The organism is Robertkochia sediminum (assembly GCF_016786255.1).
Lineage (GTDB): Bacteria > Bacteroidota > Bacteroidia > Flavobacteriales > Flavobacteriaceae > Robertkochia > Robertkochia sediminum.
Window position 1 is genome coordinate 41,292 of sequence record NZ_JADMKT010000077.1, and the last position, 20,776, is coordinate 62,067.

21 protein-coding genes and 1 riboswitch are annotated in these 20,776 nt (G+C 46.7%); of the genes, 9 read left to right on the plus strand and 12 right to left on the minus strand.

Annotated features, from left to right (window positions below):
* Positions 1-57: 57 nt before the first annotated feature.
* On the minus strand, positions 58-1,083 hold the full coding sequence (locus tag IS446_RS10085; RefSeq protein ID WP_203060347.1) for a FecCD family ABC transporter permease: 1,026 nt from the start codon (positions 1,081-1,083) through the stop codon (positions 58-60).
* The gene (locus tag IS446_RS10090) at positions 1,073-2,254 is read right to left on the minus strand and encodes an ABC transporter substrate-binding protein (protein ID WP_235996471.1); all 1,182 of its coding nucleotides are present in this window, start codon (positions 2,252-2,254) and stop codon (positions 1,073-1,075) included. Before IS446_RS10090 ends, IS446_RS10085 begins: the two co-directional genes overlap by 11 nt.
* Positions 2,255-2,311: 57 nt before the next feature.
* Positions 2,312-2,527, plus strand: a riboswitch (cobalamin riboswitch).
* Between the two features lie 70 nt (positions 2,528-2,597).
* Between IS446_RS10090 and IS446_RS10095 the strand changes: the two genes are divergently transcribed.
* Positions 2,598-4,481, plus strand: a complete 1,884-nt coding sequence (locus tag IS446_RS10095; RefSeq protein ID WP_203060348.1) for a TonB-dependent receptor plug domain-containing protein — start codon at positions 2,598-2,600, stop codon at positions 4,479-4,481.
* Positions 4,482-4,519: 38 nt separating this feature from the next.
* On the opposite strand, the gene IS446_RS10100 is transcribed toward IS446_RS10095, so the two are convergent.
* Together IS446_RS10100 and IS446_RS10105 are read right to left on the minus strand one after the other, a co-directional pair.
* Positions 4,520-5,947, minus strand: a complete 1,428-nt coding sequence (locus IS446_RS10100; RefSeq protein WP_203060350.1) for a S41 family peptidase — start codon at positions 5,945-5,947, stop codon at positions 4,520-4,522.
* Between the two features lie 78 nt (positions 5,948-6,025).
* Complete coding sequence (locus tag IS446_RS10105) at positions 6,026-7,555, minus strand: S41 family peptidase (RefSeq protein ID WP_203060352.1); 1,530 nt, start codon at positions 7,553-7,555, stop codon at positions 6,026-6,028.
* Between the two features lie 150 nt (positions 7,556-7,705).
* Between IS446_RS10105 and IS446_RS10110 the strand changes: the two genes are divergently transcribed.
* From IS446_RS10110 to IS446_RS10125, 4 genes are read left to right on the plus strand one after another with little or no spacing between them, the layout of a single operon-like run.
* A complete protein-coding gene (locus tag IS446_RS10110; RefSeq protein ID WP_203060354.1) occupies positions 7,706-8,215 on the plus strand; it encodes an RNA polymerase sigma factor in 510 nt (169 codons plus the stop codon).
* Positions 8,202-8,639, plus strand: coding sequence for a hypothetical protein (locus IS446_RS10115; RefSeq protein ID WP_203060356.1), 438 nt, complete (start codon positions 8,202-8,204; stop codon positions 8,637-8,639). Before IS446_RS10110 ends, IS446_RS10115 begins: the two co-directional genes overlap by 14 nt.
* A gap of 15 nt (positions 8,640-8,654) precedes the next feature.
* On the plus strand, positions 8,655-9,215 hold the full coding sequence (locus IS446_RS10120; protein WP_203060358.1) for a DUF4252 domain-containing protein: 561 nt from the start codon (positions 8,655-8,657) through the stop codon (positions 9,213-9,215).
* Between the two features lie 54 nt (positions 9,216-9,269).
* A complete protein-coding gene (locus IS446_RS10125; protein ID WP_203060360.1) occupies positions 9,270-9,815 on the plus strand; it encodes a DUF4252 domain-containing protein in 546 nt (181 codons plus the stop codon).
* Positions 9,816-9,896: 81 nt separating this feature from the next.
* Here IS446_RS10125 and purB read toward each other — a convergent pair whose 3' ends face one another.
* Positions 9,897-11,240, minus strand: coding sequence for an adenylosuccinate lyase (purB, locus tag IS446_RS10130; protein ID WP_203060361.1), 1,344 nt, complete (start codon positions 11,238-11,240; stop codon positions 9,897-9,899).
* A gap of 116 nt (positions 11,241-11,356) precedes the next feature.
* Complete coding sequence (locus IS446_RS10135; RefSeq protein ID WP_203060363.1) at positions 11,357-11,911, minus strand: hypothetical protein; 555 nt, start codon at positions 11,909-11,911, stop codon at positions 11,357-11,359.
* Between the two features lie 45 nt (positions 11,912-11,956).
* Between IS446_RS10135 and IS446_RS10140 the strand changes: the two genes are divergently transcribed.
* Positions 11,957-12,430 carry a heme-binding domain-containing protein gene (locus IS446_RS10140; RefSeq protein ID WP_203060365.1) on the plus strand — a complete coding sequence of 158 codons (474 nt, stop codon included), beginning with the start codon at positions 11,957-11,959 and terminating at the stop codon, positions 12,428-12,430.
* Here the strand turns inward: IS446_RS10140 and IS446_RS10145 are convergent.
* Complete coding sequence (locus tag IS446_RS10145; RefSeq protein ID WP_203060367.1) at positions 12,393-13,085, minus strand: SIR2 family NAD-dependent protein deacylase; 693 nt, start codon at positions 13,083-13,085, stop codon at positions 12,393-12,395. The genes IS446_RS10140 and IS446_RS10145 overlap by 38 nt on opposite strands.
* 295 nt (positions 13,086-13,380) lie before the next feature.
* Here IS446_RS10145 and IS446_RS10150 point away from each other — a divergent pair, with 295 nt between their 5' ends.
* From IS446_RS10150 to IS446_RS10160, 3 genes are read left to right on the plus strand one after another with little or no spacing between them, the layout of a single operon-like run.
* Positions 13,381-14,034 (plus strand): TrmH family RNA methyltransferase, encoded by a 654-nt coding sequence (locus IS446_RS10150; RefSeq protein WP_203060368.1) that lies wholly within the window; start codon positions 13,381-13,383, stop codon positions 14,032-14,034.
* A gap of 49 nt (positions 14,035-14,083) precedes the next feature.
* Complete coding sequence (locus IS446_RS10155; RefSeq protein ID WP_203060370.1) at positions 14,084-14,620, plus strand: SRPBCC family protein; 537 nt, start codon at positions 14,084-14,086, stop codon at positions 14,618-14,620.
* On the plus strand, positions 14,617-14,979 hold the full coding sequence (locus IS446_RS10160) for a VOC family protein (RefSeq protein WP_203060372.1): 363 nt from the start codon (positions 14,617-14,619) through the stop codon (positions 14,977-14,979). Before IS446_RS10155 ends, IS446_RS10160 begins: the two co-directional genes overlap by 4 nt.
* Here IS446_RS10160 and IS446_RS10165 read toward each other — a convergent pair whose 3' ends face one another.
* From IS446_RS10165 to rlmH, 5 genes are all read right to left on the minus strand, one after another.
* Entirely contained in the window at positions 14,980-16,635 is a 1,656-nt protein-coding gene (locus IS446_RS10165; protein ID WP_203060374.1) for an alpha-amylase family glycosyl hydrolase, read from the minus strand.
* Between the two features lie 36 nt (positions 16,636-16,671).
* Entirely contained in the window at positions 16,672-17,433 is a 762-nt protein-coding gene (locus IS446_RS10170) for a carboxypeptidase-like regulatory domain-containing protein (protein ID WP_203060375.1), read from the minus strand.
* Between the two features lie 229 nt (positions 17,434-17,662).
* A complete protein-coding gene (locus tag IS446_RS10175; RefSeq protein WP_203060377.1) occupies positions 17,663-19,456 on the minus strand; it encodes a DEAD/DEAH box helicase in 1,794 nt (597 codons plus the stop codon).
* 158 nt (positions 19,457-19,614) lie between these two features.
* Positions 19,615-20,184 (minus strand): non-canonical purine NTP diphosphatase, encoded by a 570-nt coding sequence (locus IS446_RS10180; protein WP_203060379.1) that lies wholly within the window; start codon positions 20,182-20,184, stop codon positions 19,615-19,617.
* 14 nt (positions 20,185-20,198) lie between these two features.
* On the minus strand, positions 20,199-20,672 hold the full coding sequence (gene rlmH / locus IS446_RS10185) for a 23S rRNA (pseudouridine(1915)-N(3))-methyltransferase RlmH (protein ID WP_203060380.1): 474 nt from the start codon (positions 20,670-20,672) through the stop codon (positions 20,199-20,201).
* Between the last annotated feature and the right edge of the window lie 104 nt (positions 20,673-20,776).

Genomic DNA, 20,776 nt, shown 5'->3' on the forward strand with positions numbered 1-20,776 from the left:
TCACAACTCACAACTCTCCATTCCCCTTCAAAAAACAAATATATTAAAATAGCCCCCTTAAAACAGCATGCGTTTTTTTCTTACAAGGAGCCAGATCACTACCGGCGCTCCGACCAGGGAGGTGATGGCATTGAGCGGCAGCGAGAATTCGTATCCCGGGAGTTGCGCAAGGGTATCACAAAGCAGCATCAATACCGCACCGAACAAGATGACGGCAGGTAGTAATACGCGGTGGTTGGGGGTGCGAAAGATCTGCCTGGTGAGGTGAGGAACGGCAAGGCCGATAAAGGCGATCGGGCCGGCAAAGGCGGTTACTGCTCCGGCCAGGATGCTGGTGATAAGGATAAGGAGGTAGCGCACCTGTTTAACGTTCATTCCCAGGCTTCGGGCGTAGTTCTCCCCCAGAAGCAGGGTGTTGAGCGATTTGATCGACGCAATACTCAGGAGGATACCCACAATACTAATGATCATAAAGACCCTTACTTGATCCCATCCCAGATCGCCGAGACTTCCGAACGACCAGAAAATGTATTGCTGTAAACTTTCCATCCTTGAAAAATAAGACATCACGCTTACTACGGCAGAGGTAATACTCCCGAACATGAGTCCGATGATGAGCAAGGCCATGGTATCCCGCACCCTGGAGGCTACCACCATGATAGAAAGCAACACCACAAAGCTTCCGGCACTGGCGGCCAGGGCGATACTCAGGCCTGATGTGGTTATGGCGGCTCCCGCTATAGCGCTACCGCCCAGGAGTAGGAGAGCCACGCCCAGGCTGGCGCCGGAGCTGATCCCCAGAACAAAAGGTCCAGCCAGCGGATTGCGAAAAAAGGTCTGCATGATGAGTCCGCACAGGGCCAGGGACGCCCCCGATAAAATAGCAGTGATCGCCTTGGGCAGGCGGTAATTGGTAATGATGTATTCGTGGGTTTCCGGAATACCGTCTCCACCGGTAAGGGCGGGAAGAATATGACTGAACGGGATCCTCGCCGATCCAAGACTGATATTGAGTAGCAGGAACAGCAGAAAGGCTATCCCTAAAATGGTGAAATGCCAAAAATATATGCGGTTAGTCTTCAAGGGTGTCCAGTGGTTTATAGAAAACAGGTTCGTAATCGGGCAACAGCTCCGGGTGCAAGATATGGATCATATCTTTTAATACAAGATCCGGTCGCTGTGGCGCCAGTTCATAGAACAGTACGCCACCGGCATCGCCTGTGGTCTTGCTGTAGGTGTAGACCCGTCGGTCTTTAAAGGCTTTAAAGCGGGCATAGTGTTCGTTGGCCTTAATCAGTTGTGGGTAGGAGGTGAATTGCGCCGCTCCCAGCCATACATCGGCCTCGCCTGCTTTTTCCAGCACACTCTCAAAGCTGAGGCTAAGGCTTCCGGTTCCTGAAGTATCTTTCCACAGGTAATCGCTGTTGGCATCTTTTAAGAATTGTGCCGCCCAGCTTTCTCCCGCAGGAAGGTACCAGATGTCCCTGAACATAGCCCCGCTATAAACCGTTGGGGTGCGTTTGGCTTTTTGAGCCAGCGCCCTGGTATTCTCGTATTGGGTGGCGATAGCATTAAATATACTGTCGGCTACGGCTTCTTTTCCAAACATAACCCCGTAGAGCTTTACCCATTCGGCCTTACCCAGGGGGTGCTGTTCTACCCAATCGCCATTGTAGAGAACAGGGATACCGCTACGCTCCAGAACCGCATAGCTGCGATTCTCTTCGTTGATGCTGAACCCGAGGATAAGCTCCGGGTGCATTTCCAACACCATTTCGGTGTTCATGGTTTCGTTCTGGCCAATATCTTTGATCGCATGGTTATCGATGCGTGATCGTGCCTTTGCCGAAGAAATATACCGGGTATCCGGAAATCCTTTTAACCGGTCGAGAACGCCCAATGCCTCAAGGGCGGGAATATGGGTGGTGGAGGTAGCAATGAGCGATCGCACAGGAGTGCGTATTACAGCTTTATAGGTGTCGGTATTCAGGGAGTCGGGAATGGTTGCCGTTCTGTCAATAAAGGCGTATTTGAGCAGAGTTGATGCCTCCGGCCAGGGAGTGTGTACGATCACCTCAGTAAAGGTTTCGGAGTGCTTCGCTATAGTGAACCCGGTAGCGTAATCTAAGGTGTTTTCAGCTCTTGTACCAGGAGCTTCCTGCCTGCAACCCGCAAGCATTAGCGGAAGAAAGGCCCATAATATGAGCCGTGAAAAGAGAACACCTTTGAGCTGTTTCATAGGGAGTTGATACATGCCCCACAAAATTAAGATTATTTATTATTTGGGTTGCCTTCCTCAAGAGTTTGTTTATTTTTGTTTCCAGATTTTGGTTTTGAAGCCGCTCTCGCGGTGGAAAATTAAAAGGGAATCCGGTAAAGTCGTCAACCGATGAGTCCGGAGCTGTTCCCGCAACTGTATGCTTTGCCCGATCCGGGTGTTTGAGTTACTACACGGCCACTGTTCTAAAACGGGAAGGCCAACTCTTAAAAAGCAAGCCAGGAGACCTGCCTTTATCTGCTAATTGAATGTCAAACTTTCGGGATAAAAGTTTGCGTATGGGTAAACTCATACTTTTTTCCCTTTTTAATCAAACCTAATGAAAAAGCAAACCAAGCTCATTGGTCTTTGTCTGCTTGCTGTATCTGCAGCATGGGGGCAGGAGAACACGCCTGAGGAGCAGGCGAAAAAGATCGTAGATCTCGACGAAGTGGTTGTTAGTGACAGCCGCTTTGAACTTAAACGGGAAAATTCGGGTAAGACCGTGATCAGTATTACCGGCGAAGAACTGGAGCGGCAGCAAGGCAACTCCCTCGCCACCATCATCAACCGGTACAGCGGTATCGAGATTAATGGTAGCCGCAGTAATGCCGGGCAAAATCTGAACTATTATGTACGTGGTGGTAATAACCGTCAGGTGCTTATTATGATCGATGGGATCCAAATGAACGATCCATCACAGATCGCAGGCGATTACGATCTGCGTCTTATCGATGCCTCACAGGTAGCCTCTGTAGAGATCATTAAAGGTGCGGCCAGTACCCTTTATGGGAATTCGGCAGCAACGGCTGTTATACGCATTGCCACCAAGGAGAGTGCAAAAAAAAACATAGCTGCGACCCTGCGTTCATCTGTGGGGACCAACCAGGGATCGGAGGATCTTGGTTACGACCTTCGCGATTTTCAAAATAGCGTACAGCTTGACGGAACCCTCGGAAAAGCCACTTATGCTGTTGGACTTGGTCATGTGTATACCGACGGACTTTCGGCTGTTGAGGGTGAGGAGCGCGACCCTTTTAATCGGTTGAACACCCGGGTGCAACTGGGGTATCGCTTTTCTGAAGCGCTGAACCTGCGTATGGGGGCTACCTATGACGATTTCAGGGCGGATTATGACAACGGATTTCCGCTGGAAGATGCCCCTTTTTATTCGGAAAACGTGCAAAAGCGACTCTTTTTATCAACTGAATACAAGTACAATAGCGGAAGTGTGCACCTTAATGCTTCCTATTACAACATCACCCGCGATCTTCAGAGCAATTTCCCCAGTGCATATGAGGCCGATAATATGGTGTTCGATCTCTACAATAAGTACATTTTGAATGAGAAGTTCTATACCATTGTCGGATTCAACCATATTCGCAGTGAGGCTGACCTGGGATCGGGAAGCAGCGAAAGTTTTACTATTAGTGATCCCTATGTGAATGTGGTTTACATCTCCGGTAGCGGACTGCAATTCAATACCGGGGCGCGATGGAACAACCACAGTACGTATGGTAGTAATCTTACGTATAATTTCAATCCGAGTTATACCCTGAGGTTCGATAATGACTACCTTAAGTTCATGGGATCCTACAGCAGCTCGTTCATAGCGCCCACATTAACCCAATTGTACGGACCGTTCGGGGCGAACCCTGACCTGGAACCCGAAGAGAACATTACCGTAGAAGGAGGGGTAGAGTACAAAACCCGGGCACTTCGCATGAGCGCGTTGTACTTTAATCGCCAGGAGGAGAATTTTATTGGATACAGAACCATCGATTTTGAAACCTTTGAAGGCGAGTATTACAATGTAGAAGAGGCCTTTAGGGTAGAAGGGGTCGAATTCGAATTCAAAGCCAATATGTTGACCTCCCTGTCGCTTAACGGTAATTATACCTTTACCCAGGTGCGCGACCAGGTGCGTTTGCGTATCCCTAAACACAAGGCTAATGCTGCCGTAAATTACGCGATTAGCAAGGCAACAACCGCCGATGTTTCGGTGCAATATACAGGGGAACGTGAAGATATCAACTTTGCCACGTTCGGGAATGAGGTGTTGGAAGCATTTACCGTGGTCAATGCCGGGGTGTCCCACCGTTTTTCCCCATCGTTTAGCGGGAGTCTCAGGGTGAATAACCTGTTTAATGAATCCTACAGGGAGATCATAGGGTATCCCACCAGGGGCCGCAATGTGATGGCTTCCGTCAAGGTGAGTCTTTAATAAAATAAAAAAGCCCGTTCGATCGAACGGGCTTTTTTTTAGTGTCCCGGATCCAGGTACATATCATTCTTAAGTAAGGGGTGCCATTCACTTCCAAAGAGCTCTTCCGCTCCCAGAGGGGTTGGGTAAGGTGATTTAGCCTGTATCGAAGGATCGATCTGTTGCAGGGCTTTGGCCAGGAGGGGTTCTGTTGTGCTACCCAGTACGCCCAGGTTCCTGAAGTCTTCTTTAAGGGGAGCTTCCGGGGTAAATCCTGAGGTGTAATCAGAAAATCCTATGGAGTTCTCATTTTTAGAGACCAGGGGCTGCATGGCCCAGGTGTGATTGGGATTGAGTCCTTCATCGTTAAAGCGGAAGGATGGAGAATCGTAGAGAGTGATCGAAGCTTCATTTTTCCCGGTGGTCACATCGCCTACCTGTATGACTTCGATATACGGGTCAAGTCCGTTAATAATAAGCTCACTGGCTGAAGCCGTTCTTGCGGTAGTGATCACATATAGCCTGGTAAGCATAAGGCTGTTGATAGCTTGGCCTGAAAGGGTGTTTCTGAAGTTATAGTTGGTAGCTGCATCACTCAGGGTGGCTTCGATCTTGCTGTTATATCGCAATTTGGTGAAGAGCTGGTTATCGAATTGCCCCGTGATCATACTGGCCAGGTTAGCAGAGGTGTTTACACTGCCTCCGGGATTATATCGGAGATCGAGGATGAGTTCGGTAGCCCCCTGGCTTTTCAGATCGCCAAAAGCCGCGTTGAGCTCACGGTCAAAGCTGGCTGTAAAACGGTTGTACATCAGGTATCCTGCTGTAACGCCATTTGCCAGGGAAATGGTCTTTGTGATAAACACCGGATTCTCGGTGGTGGGCGTTTTGACCAGGGTAACGGTCTCGCCATTAGCTACGATCTCGTTTGCAGTGTTATAAGCGCCCATATCGAGGATGTATTGTCTGGAATCCGGCCCGAAGAGCAGGTCGAAATAATTGTCTCTGTTTAGTGGGGTGCCGTTCACACCTGTAAAGAGGTCTCCCCTGGTAATGCCTTTTTGCTCGGCATCCGATCCCGGGAGCACGTAACGCACATAGCCGTTTACCTTATTGCTGTCGTTATAGCCAATGAGGCCAAAAGCCATCCCGTTCGAATCGAAATTCCCTTCCCGGGCATCCTGGAGCTCGATGTAATCATCGGTGATAAAACTAAAGCGGTCTTCAGGAGAAAGCAGGTGGTCGAAGAGGTCTTCCGGATTCGGGTATCCGCCCAGGAACTCCTGGTAGGCATCCTGGCTGGTAAAACGGTCGTCCTGAAGATCGGCAACATCATCCTGCCAATAATAGTAGAGGTTGAGGCCCTTCCAAATAAAATCCTGTACCTCCAGGTTGGGATCGGGTACAAAGATATCGTCGTCCTGGTCGGAGCAGGAAAATATCGATATCAGAAAAAATATAGGAAGGATTCTGAAAATGGTCTTCATAGCTTCAATTTTTGGCCCTTACAATATACAAAAAACGCCCCTTGCATAAGGGGCGTTCTCTCAGGGTAATTTATAGGTTTATTCTCCTTTGAGAGGGGTGAGTTCTCCCGGAAGGATGAACATTTCGGTTTCAAAAGGTTGCGCTTTCGGGCGTCCTACCATCTCCGGTGCATAGGTAGGTGTTGCCGCGGGACGTGCAGAAATTCCCTGGATGTAGTCTAATGCTACTCTTAACTGGTAGTCGTTAGGATCTCCAAAGGGAAGAATGCTTTCCACATTTCTAAATTCCAGGGCTTCCACATCCGGGAAGAATCCGTCGGAATAATCACTTTGTCCGTTGGCGTTAAAGATCTGGAAGGTGATGGGCTGCAGGGCTACATTGTGATTCGGATTGCGATTCTCATCGTCCAGCCATGCATTGTCTGCATTAGTGCCGGGGGCATCGACCAGGGTGTTGGAACCTTCGTTCTTTCCTGTGGTCTGATCACCGATGATCACCACCTCCATAAATGGCCGCAGTCCGTTGATGATCATTTCACTGGCAGAAGCTGTTCTTCCTGTAGTGAGAACGATCAATCGGGGTAGGCCGGTAAGCCTGTTCATCACTTCTTCCTGTCCCGAAAGGTAATTTCCGGTAACCTTATCATAGAGGTATACTTCGTCAAAGAACGGAAAGAGTACAGGACGATCTTCATCCTGGTTACGTTTGGCGTTGTAGCGCAGTTCGGCGAACAAGTCCTGGAAAGCTCCGCGATCCCCATCGATCATACTGGCCAGCAGGGCCGAGGTAAGTACACTTCCTCCTCCATTATATCTGAGGTCGAGAATAAGTTCGTTGATACCGGCAGACTGAAGCTCTCCGAAAACAGCATTCAATTCGCTGTGGAAGGTACTTCTAAAGCCGTTGTAAACCACATAACCGATCTTTGAACCGCCCTCTTCGATCACATCCCAGTAGTGCACCGGGTTCTCTGAGATCTCTACCGCAGTAAGGGCAATGTCTTCGGTTTGTGGTGTAAATTCTCCATTGTCGATCTGTGCAATTCCCAAATTGATGCTAGTCTCGGTGAACAGGCGATTAAGGATCTGGAAGTTATCTCCGTTAAGTACGGTACCGTCGACCTTGTAGATAAGATCGCCTCTTTTGATCCCTGCTGCGTCGGCCGGCGAACCGGGCACCGTATAGGTTACATAGATAAAATAATTCCCCATTGGGTCGTTGAGTACATAACCGAGATTGATCCCGTAAGATTCAGAAATTCCTCTGAACGCATTGAGCTGTTCCTCGAGATCGGGAATGTACCATGAAAAGTCATCGGCACTAAAGGTAAGACTGTTGAACAGGTTTTGCGGATCGCTAAATCCGTTAAGGTAACTGTAGTAGTCATTCAGGTCATCATCCCTGCTGTCATCAAGGCTGCTAACGTCTCCCTGCCAGAAGTACCAGTGGTTCATGGCCTTCCATACAAAGTCGTTGATCTCGTTGTCTAACGCTACCGTAGGGTCGGCAGGTTGTTCTGTAGTGGTGTTGGTGTCGTCATCCTTGCTACAGCTTGCGATAAACAAGGCCAATGCAATGAATGAGAGTTTCTTTAAGCAATTTTTCATTTTTTTATATCAATTCTTAGTGTTTAGTGCACAACTAACAATATTACTTACATTTTAATTAAAATGAAATTTCTTGTAACAAAATATCATGTGCTTCGTCTTCCTTGTATAAAGCCGATAATTAAGAGGTTTTAGAACTAACCATCAATAATGAAACAGTCTGAATTTTTAAATATTGTGATGCCTTTTAAGGATAAGCTTTTCAGGATGTCAAAGCGACTGCTGGTTTCGACGGAAGAAGCTGAAGACGCCACCCAGGAAATCCTCCTTAAACTGTGGAACAATAAGGAAAAGATAGGTTCTTATAAAAATGTAGAGGCCTTTGCGATGACCATGACGAAGAATTTTTGCCTGGACCGGCTAAAGTCGAAGCAGGCCAATAATCTGAAACTGGTACACAGCAATTACAAGGATGAGAACACATCGCTTCAAAGACAGGTTGAAGTGAACGACAGCCTTAACTGGATGACCAAAATTTTAAATACCCTGCCCGAACAGCAGCGAATGGTACTACAGTTAAGAGATATTGAACAATACGAATACGAAGAAATTGCCGAAATGCTCGGAATGAAACAAACAGCGATCAGAGTGGCGCTGTCAAGAGCAAGAAAGGCAGTAAGAGAAGAACTAATAAAAAAGCACAACTATGGAATCGGTTAAAAACATAGAAAAATTACTGGAAAAGTATCTCGAGGCCGAGACTACCATTGCCGAAGAAAACAGGCTACAGGAGTATTTTACTCAAGATGAGGTTCCTGCTCACCTGGAAGAATACAGGCCAATGTTCCAGTATTTCGAGATCGCCAAACAAGAACGGTTCACCAAAGAGGTCCCATTAAAACCTGGAAGAAACAAATCGTATTTACAGTGGGCATCCATTGCTGCGGTAGCCGTACTCTTAGTAGGTGTATTTCTAAAACAGCCGGCAACACCTTCTCTTGAAGAGGAGTATACTGCAGAAGAACTGCAGTCGGCACAAATGGCCCTGGCCATTTTCTCAAAGAACTTCAATAAAGGAACCGATGGGATCCAATACCTGAAAGAATTTGAGACAACGACCAATAAATTTTTGAATAACGAGTAAACATTAAGAACGATCATGAAAAAGTTAATTTTAGTTTTAGCCCTGGCAGTATTGCCATTCACAGGATTCTCGCAGTCTATCTTTGATAAGTATGAGAACAGTAGTGAAGTGTCTTTTGTAACGATGCAGCCCAAGATGTTCCAGCTGCTGGCCAAAATGAGCGTAAATGCTCAGGATCCGGAAGCCCAGGAATTCTTCGAACTGGTAAAGAGCATTAAAAGCTTTAAGGTGCTTACCACCGATAAAGCCAATATCTCTGATGATATCAGTACTTGGGTGTCTACCCACCTGAAGTCTTCTTCAATGGAAGAGCTTATGAGAGTGAGAGACGGAGATACCAACGTGAAATTCTATGTTAAAGAAGGTAAAGATGCAGACCATGTAGAAGAATTGCTCATGTTTGTTACCGGGATCGATGAGGCCGAGGTAGAAGTAAATGGCAGAAAACTGGAGACCGTACTCTTATCACTAACCGGTGATATCGACCTTACCCAGATCTCTAAGCTTACCAATAAAATGGATCTTCCAGGAGGAGACCAGCTTGGTAAGGCAGAGCAGAAGAAAAACAATAAGTAAAACAAACCAGGATCCGGTACCCGGAAGGGTGCCGGATCCCTATTATAAAACACTATGAAAACTATTAAGACCATCATCGGATTGTTTATAGCCGTTCTGGCCTTCCAATCCTGCAGTACCTCACCATCACTGCAACAGTACTATGTGGAGAACGCAGAAGATCCGAACTTTATAAGTGTGGATATCCCTGCAAGCATTCTCAAAGTTTCTGAGATCGACCTTACTCCCGAACAAAAGTCGGCTTACGAGTCGCTTAGAAAGTTCAATGTACTTGCCTTTCGCCTCAATGAGGAGAATGGAGCTGAATTCGAAGGAGAAAAGGAGATGGTGCAGGCTATTTTGAAGAACGATAAATACGAGGAGCTCATGCGCATAAACAGCGGAGCGGCCAGGGGAGTAGTTAAGATCCTCGCTGACGGCGATGAGATCGATGAGGTTATTCTTTATGGTAACGACGACAAGATGGGATTCGCCCTGGTACGTGTGCTTGGAGAAAATATGCGTCCGGAGAATATCATGCAGTTGGTTGAGGTGATCCAGAAGGGGAATCTCGACGGGGCTGGTCTGGAACCACTAAAAGGCTTTTTCGATCAACAATAGATATATATTACCATTCATCAATCAAACAAAAAGGCGCCGGTAACAATACCGGCGCCTTTTTTTATGGGGTTCGCAGTGTGCTTATATTCCGGTGTAGTTGGATGGGGTTATGCCCTTCAACTCTTCTTTTACAGCATCACTTACCTCTAAGGTGTCAATAAAATTCGCAATACTTTGCTGATTGATCTTTTCGTTGGTACGTGTTAATCCTTTTAATGCCTCATACGGATTAGGATAGGCTTCCCTGCGAAGAATGGTTTGGATCGCTTCAGCAACCACAGCCCAGTTATTCTCAAGGTCCTGATCGAACTTGTCGGTGTTGAGCAGGAGTTTACCCAGTCCTTTAAGCGTAGCTTTCAGTCCGATAACCGTGTGCCCGAAAGGTACACCCACATTTCTCAGTACGGTACTGTCTGTAAGGTCACGTTGCATTCTCGAAACCGGAAGCTTAGAGGCCAGGTGTTCAAAAATGGCATTGGCAATACCCAGGTTTCCTTCCGAATTTTCAAAGTCAATAGGATTGACCTTATGGGGCATGGCTGAAGACCCTACTTCTCCTTTTTTGATCTTTTGCTTGAAATAATCCATAGAGATGTAGGTCCAGAAATCGCGATCGAGGTCGATCAGGATGGTGTTAATACGCTTCATCGCATCAAAAAGCGATGCCATATGATCGTAGTGTTCGATCTGGGTGGTCGGGAAAGAATGGGTAAGGCCGAGACGGTCTTCCACAAAATCGGCCCCGAATGTTCTCCAGTCTACTTTTGGATAGGCCACCTGGTGCGCATTGTAATTTCCGGTTGCCCCGCCGAACTTGGCAGCGTGAGGGATCACTTCGAGAACTTTTAGTTGCTCTTCGATACGCTTAATGAATACCTCGATCTCCTTACCTAAACGCGTAGGTGATGCCGGTTGACCGTGTGTTCTGGCAAGCATGGCTACATCCTTCCATTGGTTCGAAAGGTCCTTAAGTTTCTGTACCACCTCGATCAGGTTGGGCAGGTAAACCGCGTGTACAGCCTCTTTGATAGAGAGTGGAATAGAGGTGTTATTGATATCCTGAGAGGTAAGTCCAAAGTGAATGAACTCCTTGAATTGTGCCAATCCTAAGGCGTCAAAACGCTCTTTGATAAAGTATTCAACAGCCTTAACGTCGTGGTTGGTCACCTTTTCGATGTCTTTAATGGCCTGAGCATCTTCGCTTTTGAAATCCTGGTACAGCGCTCTGAGGGCTTCGAATTTTGAGTGATCAAAATCTTCCAGTTGAGGAAGTGGAAGCTCGCATAACGCGATAAAATATTCGATCTCTACCAGTACCCTGTAACGAATAAGGGCTTCTTCAGAAAAATAACCTGAAAGGTTTTCTACTTTATTTCTGTACCTGCCATCAATAGGAGAGATGGCATTTAATGAAGTTAGTTGCATTCGGATTGATTTTGAGCCACAAATTTAACCCTGTTTCCTTAAATATCGAGGTCAGGAGCCAGTTTTTTGGCTATAGGTTTACAATTGACGTTATGTGGAGGCTTTTTAGACTTAGATCATAATTTTTTCAGGAGGCGTTTTGCCCGCGCCTGAAACCCCGGAGATTGGTTGGCGTAGTGCTTTAACAGGTAGGCTTTGAGTTCAGGATGTATCCAGCTCATCTCCTTTCCCAGGTGAAAAAGCGCTTCCATACTGTACACTTTAACAGCCACCGGATGATCTTCCAGCATCCATGAAAAACAGGATTTGGCCATACGCTCAGGCTCATTGGTGTCTAATGGCGGATAATCTGTGTTCTTACCGCTATATGCGGCTTCGCACCAGAAAGCCAGAATTTTCGCTACCGGCCTGATGGCAGAACCATGGGTAAGGTTGCCTATGAGGTTCATAAAACGCTTAGCGTGTGACTCCAGGAGTGTGGGATCGTTTAACAATACGATCTCCAGGACCCAACACCCTTTGATCTGCATTTCGCGATCGCCCTGAAGAATGGCCTTCATTAGTGTAGCGCACCCTTCCGGGCTGTTCTGTATGATCTTTGCGGCAAACTCCCGCTCCTCACGCCTGGCCGATGTTTTTTTTAACAGATCTTGAATTTCCTTAAGCTGCACCTTAATTTTTTATATACATTTGATGTACTAAAAATAGTACTTCCGATGAAATTAATTAAAACCGTACTGGTTATACTTTTGATCGTTTTGGCAGGGATGCAATTTGTTCGTCCTGAAAAGAATACATCCGATAACGTGGCAACCACAGACCTTATCCTGAATGAAAAACCTCCAATGGAGGTTGCTGTAGTGCTTAAGCAGGCTTGTTATGACTGTCACTCCAATAATACGAACTACCCGTGGTATGCCGAGGTAGCGCCCATTTCTTATTGGATCGCCGACCACGTGGAGGAAGGTAAGGAGCACCTTAACTTTTCTGCATGGACGCAGTATTCGGCCAAGAAAAAGGCTCACAAGATGGAGGAGCTTATCGAAGAGGTAGAAGAACACGAGATGCCTCTGGATTCCTATACCTGGATGCATAAGGATGCTAAGCTTGACGAGGCACAGATCGAAGCACTCAATACCTGGGCTGGAATGCTCAGGGCGAAGTACGAGTTAGACGCTCAAGTACAATAGGCACCCCGGTAGTCGCATTTTCACTGATAATATGCAGATCCCGGTTTGCTGCTGCGCTAAGGGCGGGCCTGGGATCTACATAGAAAACAGAAGTCTTTGGCCGAGCGTATTGCATTAAACTTGCCGCCGGATATACCGTCATACTGGTGCCTACAATAAGGAGGTGATCGGCGGTAAGCACTTCTTCTATGGCGGTGGTCATCATGGGGACATCTTCGCCAAACCAAACTATATGGGGCCTTAACTGGTGTTTCTTTTCGCAAAGATCACCCGGATGAAGGTCTTTTTTCCAAGGATATACGAGATCCGGATCGCCGGTGCTTCTTACTTTGAACAGTTCTCCATGCAAGTGGAGTACATTGGTGCTGCCCGCCCTTTCATGAAGGTCATCAATATTCTGGGTGATCACCGTGATCTCAAAATGGGTTTCGGCTGCAGCAATGGCCTCATGGGCTTTATTGGGAGAGGCTTCCAGTAGCTGCCGCCTGCGCTGGTTGTAGAACTCAAGAACGAGGTCCCTGTCTCTTTGCCATCCCTGAGGGGAAGCTACCTTCATGACATCATGCCCCTCCCATAGACCGTCGGCATCCCTGAAGGTTTTTAATCCGCTCTCTGCGCTCATTCCGGCTCCGGTAAGTACCACAAGTTTTTTCATGTTGCCAATGTTTAAGGGTTATGCTAAAATAGGCAATTAGGGGAAGAGGTAAAGGGGTGAAGCCCTTCTTCGCTAAAGCTACGAAGGGTGAAAAGGTAAAGGGTTAAAGGGAAGGCCCAATTCATTATTCTCGATTCCCGACTATCCGTTTACAGTCTACAGTTTACAGTTTACAGTTCTCGGTACCTGGACCAACTCCCTGTTTCCCCATTTCCCTGTTCCCTGATTCCCGACTCTCATCTCTCTATTCCCGATTCCCATAAATTTACTAAGTTTAGCCCTCAAAGCTACCTTTATGTCCCGCGAATTACTGCAATATCTTGAAGGCTTTATTACGCCGGAGCGCAAACAGCGCTTTGAGGAGATCCTGAAATACCGTACCCGCTATTTTACGGTAGCGATTGAAGATATTTTTCAAGTTCACAATACCAGTGCTGTTATTCGCAGTTGCGATATTTTTGGCATACAAGACGCTCATGTGATCGAAGAAAGATACGGCAAGCGTCTGGATAAGAACATCGCAATGGGGGCTCAGAAATGGGTCGATGTGCATCGATACGAAACTACAGATGCATGCATTGCCAAACTCAGGGAAGAAGGGTATCGCATTGTAGCCACCACGCCCCATGAACCTACCTGTGATCTCTTCGACCTGGATATCGAGACTCCCTCTGCCTTCTTTTTCGGGACCGAAAGAGACGGACTTAGTGAAACCGTATTGTCTCAGGCCGATGAGCGGTTGCGTATCCCCATGTACGGATTCACAGAAAGCCTGAATATTTCCGTTTCTGCAGCCATCATCTTACAACATATCACCACTCGCCTGAGGGCTTCAGACATCCCCTGGGCATTAAGCGAGGAGGAGCAATTTGATAAGCGATTGGACTGGACCCGGAAGTCGGTTCGAAGCGTTGACGAAATTTTATCCCGTTTTCCGGGATCTATATGATCTGCTGCTAATTTTTTTATACATTTAGGTCCCACCAAACCAACAAATTATGCAGATTGCGCTCTACGTGCTGCTGATCTTGCTATCAGCTGTGCTTGTTTTGAATTTTCTCGCACCGCGATCCTATCACATCTGCCGCAGCATTGTGGTGGACAGATCTTCAGAAGAAATATTTCCCTTTTTAAAATGTCTCGGAAATCAGGAATTATGGTCTCCCTGGGCCGATAAGGATCCCAATATGGTCAAGGAGTTTCACGGAACCGATGGGGAAGTTGGTGCTGTAAGTACCTGGAAAGGGAATAAAGAAGTAGGGGAGGGAGAGCAGGAGATCACCCGCATCATTGATGGTGAGCTCATGGAGACACATCTCAGGTTCTTCAAACCCTTTCGGTCAGAATCTGATGCCTATATCAAGGTGGAAAAGATGGGTGCTGAAAGTAGTGAGATCACCTGGGGATTTTCAGGTGAGAACAAGTTTCCCATGCGAATCTTTATGTTGTTTATGAATATGGAAAAGCACTTGGGGCAGGATTTTGAATACGGACTCAGAAAATTAAAATTACACCTTGAAAAACAGATGGTATGATCGCCTGGTTTGAAATTCCCGTTAACGATATGGAGAGGGCCTGTGGCTTTTACCGTGAAGTTCTGGAGATCCCGGTAGAGATACAAGACGTTAATGGTCTGCAAATGGGGTGGTTCATGCCTGCCGGTGGTCAGGGGGAGCCTCTTGGTTCCCTGATGAAATATGAGAGTTATGTTCCCAGCGAAAAAGGGGTGCTTATTTATTTGAGTAGCCCGGATATAGAAAAGGCCCTTTCTAAGGTAGAAAAGGCCGGTGGTAAGGTGATGGTTCCAAAAACCATGATCTCCGAAAACTACGGTTACATGGGGGTGTTTATGGATAGTGAAGGGAATCGAATTGCCCTTCATTCAAATTCCTGATCAATAGAGTAATACGGTGTCGAAGGGAGTGTTAAGCGTAACGGCTCCGTTCTTTACCGTGGTGGTATTTCCGGAATAGTGATCGGTCACGGTACTTCCCTCTTCAAAATGAGCTCCTACGGTTAAGGTCTTTTCTCCGGGTTGGAGGTCTAATCCTATGACTACGCTTTCTGAAAAGTCTGTTGTATTCAAGCTTCTTGCGAATACGTAAGGTGCCTTTGACAACATTTCATGTCTTCCCACCCCAACAGCCGGGTGGTCTCTTCGAAAGGTTCCCAGCTTCTTCCAATGGTCGTTGATCTTTTGTATTTCTGCGTTATTGGCAAGCTCTTCCCAGTTCATGAAAGAGCGAAGGTTGGCATCGCCTTGAGCATCCCGGACTTTTAGTATTCTGGAGGTTTCATCGCCGTAGTATACCTGTGAGGCTCCGGGAGTAAGTAACAGCTTGTTCGCTGTTTCATAGGGCTTCTTTCGTTCCGGATCAAAAGGGCCGCCGTCGTCGTGAGAAGACACATAGTTAAGCACACTTTTGCCTTTTAGCGCAGTGGTAAGCAGGGTGTCGTATTTTGAAAACAGGGCTTCGTACGCTTTGCGGGCGTCACTTTTAAATTCAAAATTGATAAGGCTTTTGAATCCGTTGGCAAAGAAATCAACTTTCTTATCGCCATAGTCGAACCAGCGCCCTGCAGAAATATTGTAGTTGTACACTTCACCTACCATAAAGAATGGGGTGTTGTCCAGTACCTGTTCAGGGTTGTTTTGTTTCCAGGTTTCAAAGGCCGGTGCTGCCAGGTCGTAGAGTTCCTGCCAGATGCTGGCTTCGGTGTGTTTGGCTGTATCTACTCTAAAACCATCTACGCCATAGGCTTTGACCATATCGGTAAGCCATTTCATGATGTAGAATCTCGGAGCTCTTGGCAGTCCCGTTTCGTTAAAGAAGGTGTCCAGTTCGGCAACCTCCTGATCGAGGCGACCTTCCTGTTCCCATTTTTCAAGTAATACCTTCGGGAGGGTAACTGCTTCGTCCTTATCGGTGAGCACATCCGGGAGGTTTTCAACCAGGGTACAGCTGGTGGTACTTTCATAATCCTGGTATTTACAGGCAGGTCCGGTGCGTACCCAATCGTTGCCATATACAGGGTCCTTATCGGTTACCGGACCGGTGTGGTTAACCACGACGTCCAGCAGTACTCTGATGCCTTTACTGTGCGCCAGGGCAATGAGTTGTTCCAGGTCTTCTTCTGTACCGAAGTTGGGATCAAGGGTGGTCCAGTCTTTAGCCCAATAGCCGTGGTAGGCGTAAGTGGGCCCGGTACCTTCATCTACGATACCGTGAATTTGCTCTACCACCGGGGTGAACCAGAGTACATTGATCCCCAGGTCTTCAAAGTATCCCTCTTCCAGTTTCTGGATGATCCCTTTAAGATCGCCCCCTTCGAATCCGCGGGCCGGACCGGTTTTCAGGTTACGGTCAAAATTGGTGTCGTTTGTCGTATCGCCATTGTTAAAGCGATCGGTGAGCATGAAGTACACGTTCGAAGCTTCCCACATAAAGGGTGTTTCCTGTGCGATCATTTCGGGTTGTTCTTTCTGTTCAGACTTACAGCTCAATTGTAATGCGGTTAATAAGGCGAGGGTTAGGTATTTGAAATTCATATCGAAGATCGTATTTAATGTATAAGCTTAAAGCTTTTAATTGTTTCTGTTGAGCACTTTGTACTCTTCATAACACTGGCTTATGGCATCCAGGATCTGAAGGTCGTTCGCGGTTTGAATAAAATTATCCGAATAACTGCAATTTCTTAGAATGTCTTCGATCTCGCTGGTTTCTACCTGCAGCAGGGCGGCAAGGGTTTGCCTGTCGAATTTAGAGGCCAGTAAGTTACGGATCTCGTCGTCTTCTTTCATCTTGCGCAGCTTACGCATCTGTTTGGGTTTGTTGCCAAAGAGATTGTACAGCAGGTCTGCAGGATTAAAGATGGATCCCATGGCCCGGGCAAAGGCTCCGGGGTTATTATCTCCGGCTTCATAGCCAAGTTCAAGACCTGAGATACTATAGCGGCGCGAAGTGTTTACCGGGATATTCTTGGAGTCGATCTCGAGGTATCCTGTAAGTTGGAACGGACTTACGACAACCTGTTCAAGGGCATAAGCCAGTTCGGTAAGTTGTACTTCGGTATTCTGAAACTTCAGCATGTCGTTGGTGACCCTTACCTGAATGGTCTTGAATCCGATGAACGAAAAATACAGCGTATCATTAGCCTGTGCAGAGATCTCAAAGGTACCTCCCTCATTGGTGATGGTACCAACCACCTGGTTGAGATTAACTACGTGCACATTGGTCAGGGGTACTCCGTTCTCGGCATTAACCACCGTACCTTTCAGGGTCTCGGGATTTTGGGCTAGGGTAACGCCAAAGGTAAATAAGGATAATATGAGAAGAATTCTTTTCATGGAGTACTGGTTTACACGGGCACCTGTGTCAGGTTTTATTTGGGTTCTCAAGAGATAGTGCATATGCGCTACTAAAATAAAAAAAAGAAAGCCATGCCCAACGGAAACACCCAATGACAATTCGGAATTTCTATTGTGCAGGCTTTCTTAAGGTGCCTAAATGTAAGAAACTCCCCTAAAATTGGGGGAGCTTTAAGAGTACTTTAAGTATTTAATAGCAGTGAAACTATTACCACTTGGGCTTTGGGCCTTTTCTATGGCTTTTTTTTGCCGATGTTGAATGTCCTTTGGATTTTTTTCCATCGAAAGATCGGCGCTTTCCTGAGAAAGCTCCTTTAGAGCGTTTATCACTATCTCCAAAGCTGCGTTTTCTTCCACCTTTAAATCCGCCGCCGCGGTTACCACCACGACTACCTCCACGGCCGCCACCTCCGGCATTGCTGGAGATCTCAACGTTGATAAAGCGACCGTCCATTTTGAATTCAGAGAACAGTTGTAGGATCGCTTCTGTATGAGCTGCATCAGAATTGAAGAAAGAAAAACTTTCTTTAACATCTACCCTGTAGATATCGTCCCGATCTAATCCGGTCTGTTCACGAAGGAAGTCCTTAAGGGTTTTCCAGTCATAACCATCTTTGGAACCAACATTGATAAAGTATCTGGTGCTTCCTTCACCTGATGATGCTTCGCTGCTTGCTGAAGGCTGATTAAGGTCCTGGGTTTTGTTGTAGTAATTTGCAAAACGGCTGAATTCTACAGAAACCATTCTCTTGATCAGGTCTTCGCGATCAAGTCCTTCTAATACATCCATAACGGCAGGAAGGTATCCTTCAACCTCTGCATTTACTTCGGTGTCTTTGATCTTGCTCGCCAGGTGATAAAGTTGTATTTCGCAGATCTCCTCGGCATTCGGGATCTTCTTGGCGTCAAACTCCTGCTGGATGATCCTTTCGATCCCCTTGATCTTTCTCAGTTCGCTCTTGGTGATGATCACCATAGAGATTCCCGATTTACCGGCACGTCCTGTTCTACCACTTCTGTGGGTATAGGTTTCGATCTCATCCGGTAACTGGTAGTTGATCACGTGAGTTACATCGTCAACATCGATCCCCCGGGCTGCCACATCGGTAGCTACGAGCATCTGGATCTGGTTGGTACGAAATGCCTTCATCACCATATCGCGCTGATTCTGACTTAAGTCACCGTGAAGTGCTCCGGCGTTGTACCCGTCTTCAATAAGTTTTTCTGCGATCTTTTGGGTATCTCTCTTTGTGCGACAGAATACTACAGAAAAGATGTCCGGATTGGCGTCGGCCAGCCTTTTAAGTGCCGAGTAGCGGTCACGTCCTGATACCAGGTAGTATTCGTGTTGTACGTTTTGAGATCCTGAGTTTTTGGTTCCTACGGTGATCTCAACTGGATCTGCCATGAATTTCTTTGCGATCCTGGATACCTCTTTAGGCATGGTAGCCGAAAATAACCAGGTTGACTTTTCCTTAGGCGTATTCGAGAGAATATCGGTGATATCCTCATAGAATCCCATATTCAGCATCTCATCTGCCTCGTCTAACACACAGTAATCGATATTGGTGATATCCACCATACCGCGACTGATCATGTCTTTCATTCGGCCGGGAGTGGCTACGATGATCTGCGCGCCTCTTTTAATTTCAGAGGCTTGAGCCGTAATACTCGCACCACCATAAATAGCGGCAACGCGTAATTGGTGTTCGTATTTGGAATACTGTTTTAGTTCTTGTGTGATCTGCAGGCATAGTTCCCTTGTGGGAGAAAGAATAAGTCCCTGCGTTCTCTTACTGTGAACATCGATCTTTTGGATCATAGGAAATCCGAAAGCTGCTGTTTTTCCGGTTCCGGTCTGGGCCAGGGCTACCATGTCGGTATCCTGCGCTAAAAGGACCGGGATAGCCTTCTCCTGTACTTCAGAGGGGGTCTCAAAACCCATATCGGCTACAGCGTTTAAAAGCGCTTCGTTCAGTCCTAATTGTTCAAATTTATTCATACGGTAATTTAAAATTGCCCGCAAAGGTAGTCTTTAAAAATGGATAATAGCCTGAAAATCAGAATTAAATTCCATTTAAATCCGTCTGGGAATGAGTGTGTTAGGGCATTCGGGGGCTGCAGCCTTTTTCCCTTGTGTTCTTGCCGTGGAGAATGTCCTTACTTGAAATACTCGATAAGTGCTTTCATGGCCTTGGCCCTGTGGCTTATTTTGTTCTTTTCGGAGAGAGGCAGCTCTGCAAAAGTTTCCTGGTAGCCTTCGGGCTGGAAAACGGGATCATAGCCAAAGCCGTTGTCTCCCTGCGGTTTTGTAGTGATCGCACCCTCGGCAATTCCCAGGAACAAGATCTTTTCCCGATCCAGGTTCAGGGCGATAACGGTTTTAAAACGCGCACTGCGATCATGGTGGTCTTTGAGTTCGTCGAGTAGCTTGTTCACATTGTCCTGATCGTTCTTCTGAGGGCCTGCATAACGAGCCGAATATACGCCTGGAGCACCGCCGAGGGCACTTACCTCCAGACCGGTATCGTCTGCAAAGCAGTCGTAGCCGTAGTGTTGTTTTACGTAGTTTGCCTTGGCCATGGCATTGCCCGCAATGGTGTCTTCCTCTTCAGGGATGTCTTCTGTGCAGCCTATATCGTCAAGGCTCAGGATCTCTATGTATTTTGGGAGTAAGGCTTGAACTTCCTTTAATTTATTTTGATTGTGAGTGGCGAATACCAGTTTCATAGCGCAGGTGTTTTTTATCGGTGGTGATACGGTTCGTTTCGCAAAATGGTGAACGCTCTGTAAAGTTGCTCGGTAAAGAACGCACGGATCATTTGGTGGGAGAAGGTCATTTTGCTCAGAGCGATACGGGCCAATGCCTTTTTATAAACCTCGTCAGAAAAACCATAGGGTCCTCCGATGACGAAGACCAGTTGTTTGAGGCCTGAATTCATCTCCTTCTGCAGGTAGGCAGAGAATTGCTCTGAAGTGAATTCTTTGCCCTTTTCATCGAGGAGAACCATTTTGTCGGTGGGTTGCACCTCCTTTAAGATAAGTTCACCTTCTTTGACCTTTTGTTGTTCTTCAGAAAGTTTTTTGGTATTCTTTATGTCCGGGATCATCACCTGGCTAAAATTGACATAGTGCCCCAGTCTTTTACTGTATAGCTCCTGTAAATCTTTGATTGCCTGATGATCGGTCTTTCCTATGGCGATGAGCTTGATGTTCATAATGACAAAGGTATTAACTATGAAAGGAATAATGTCAACAGGTTTATGGGAAAAAGATGTAGGAGGGCGTACAAAGTGTCGTTCCAATTTTTAATAAATTAGCA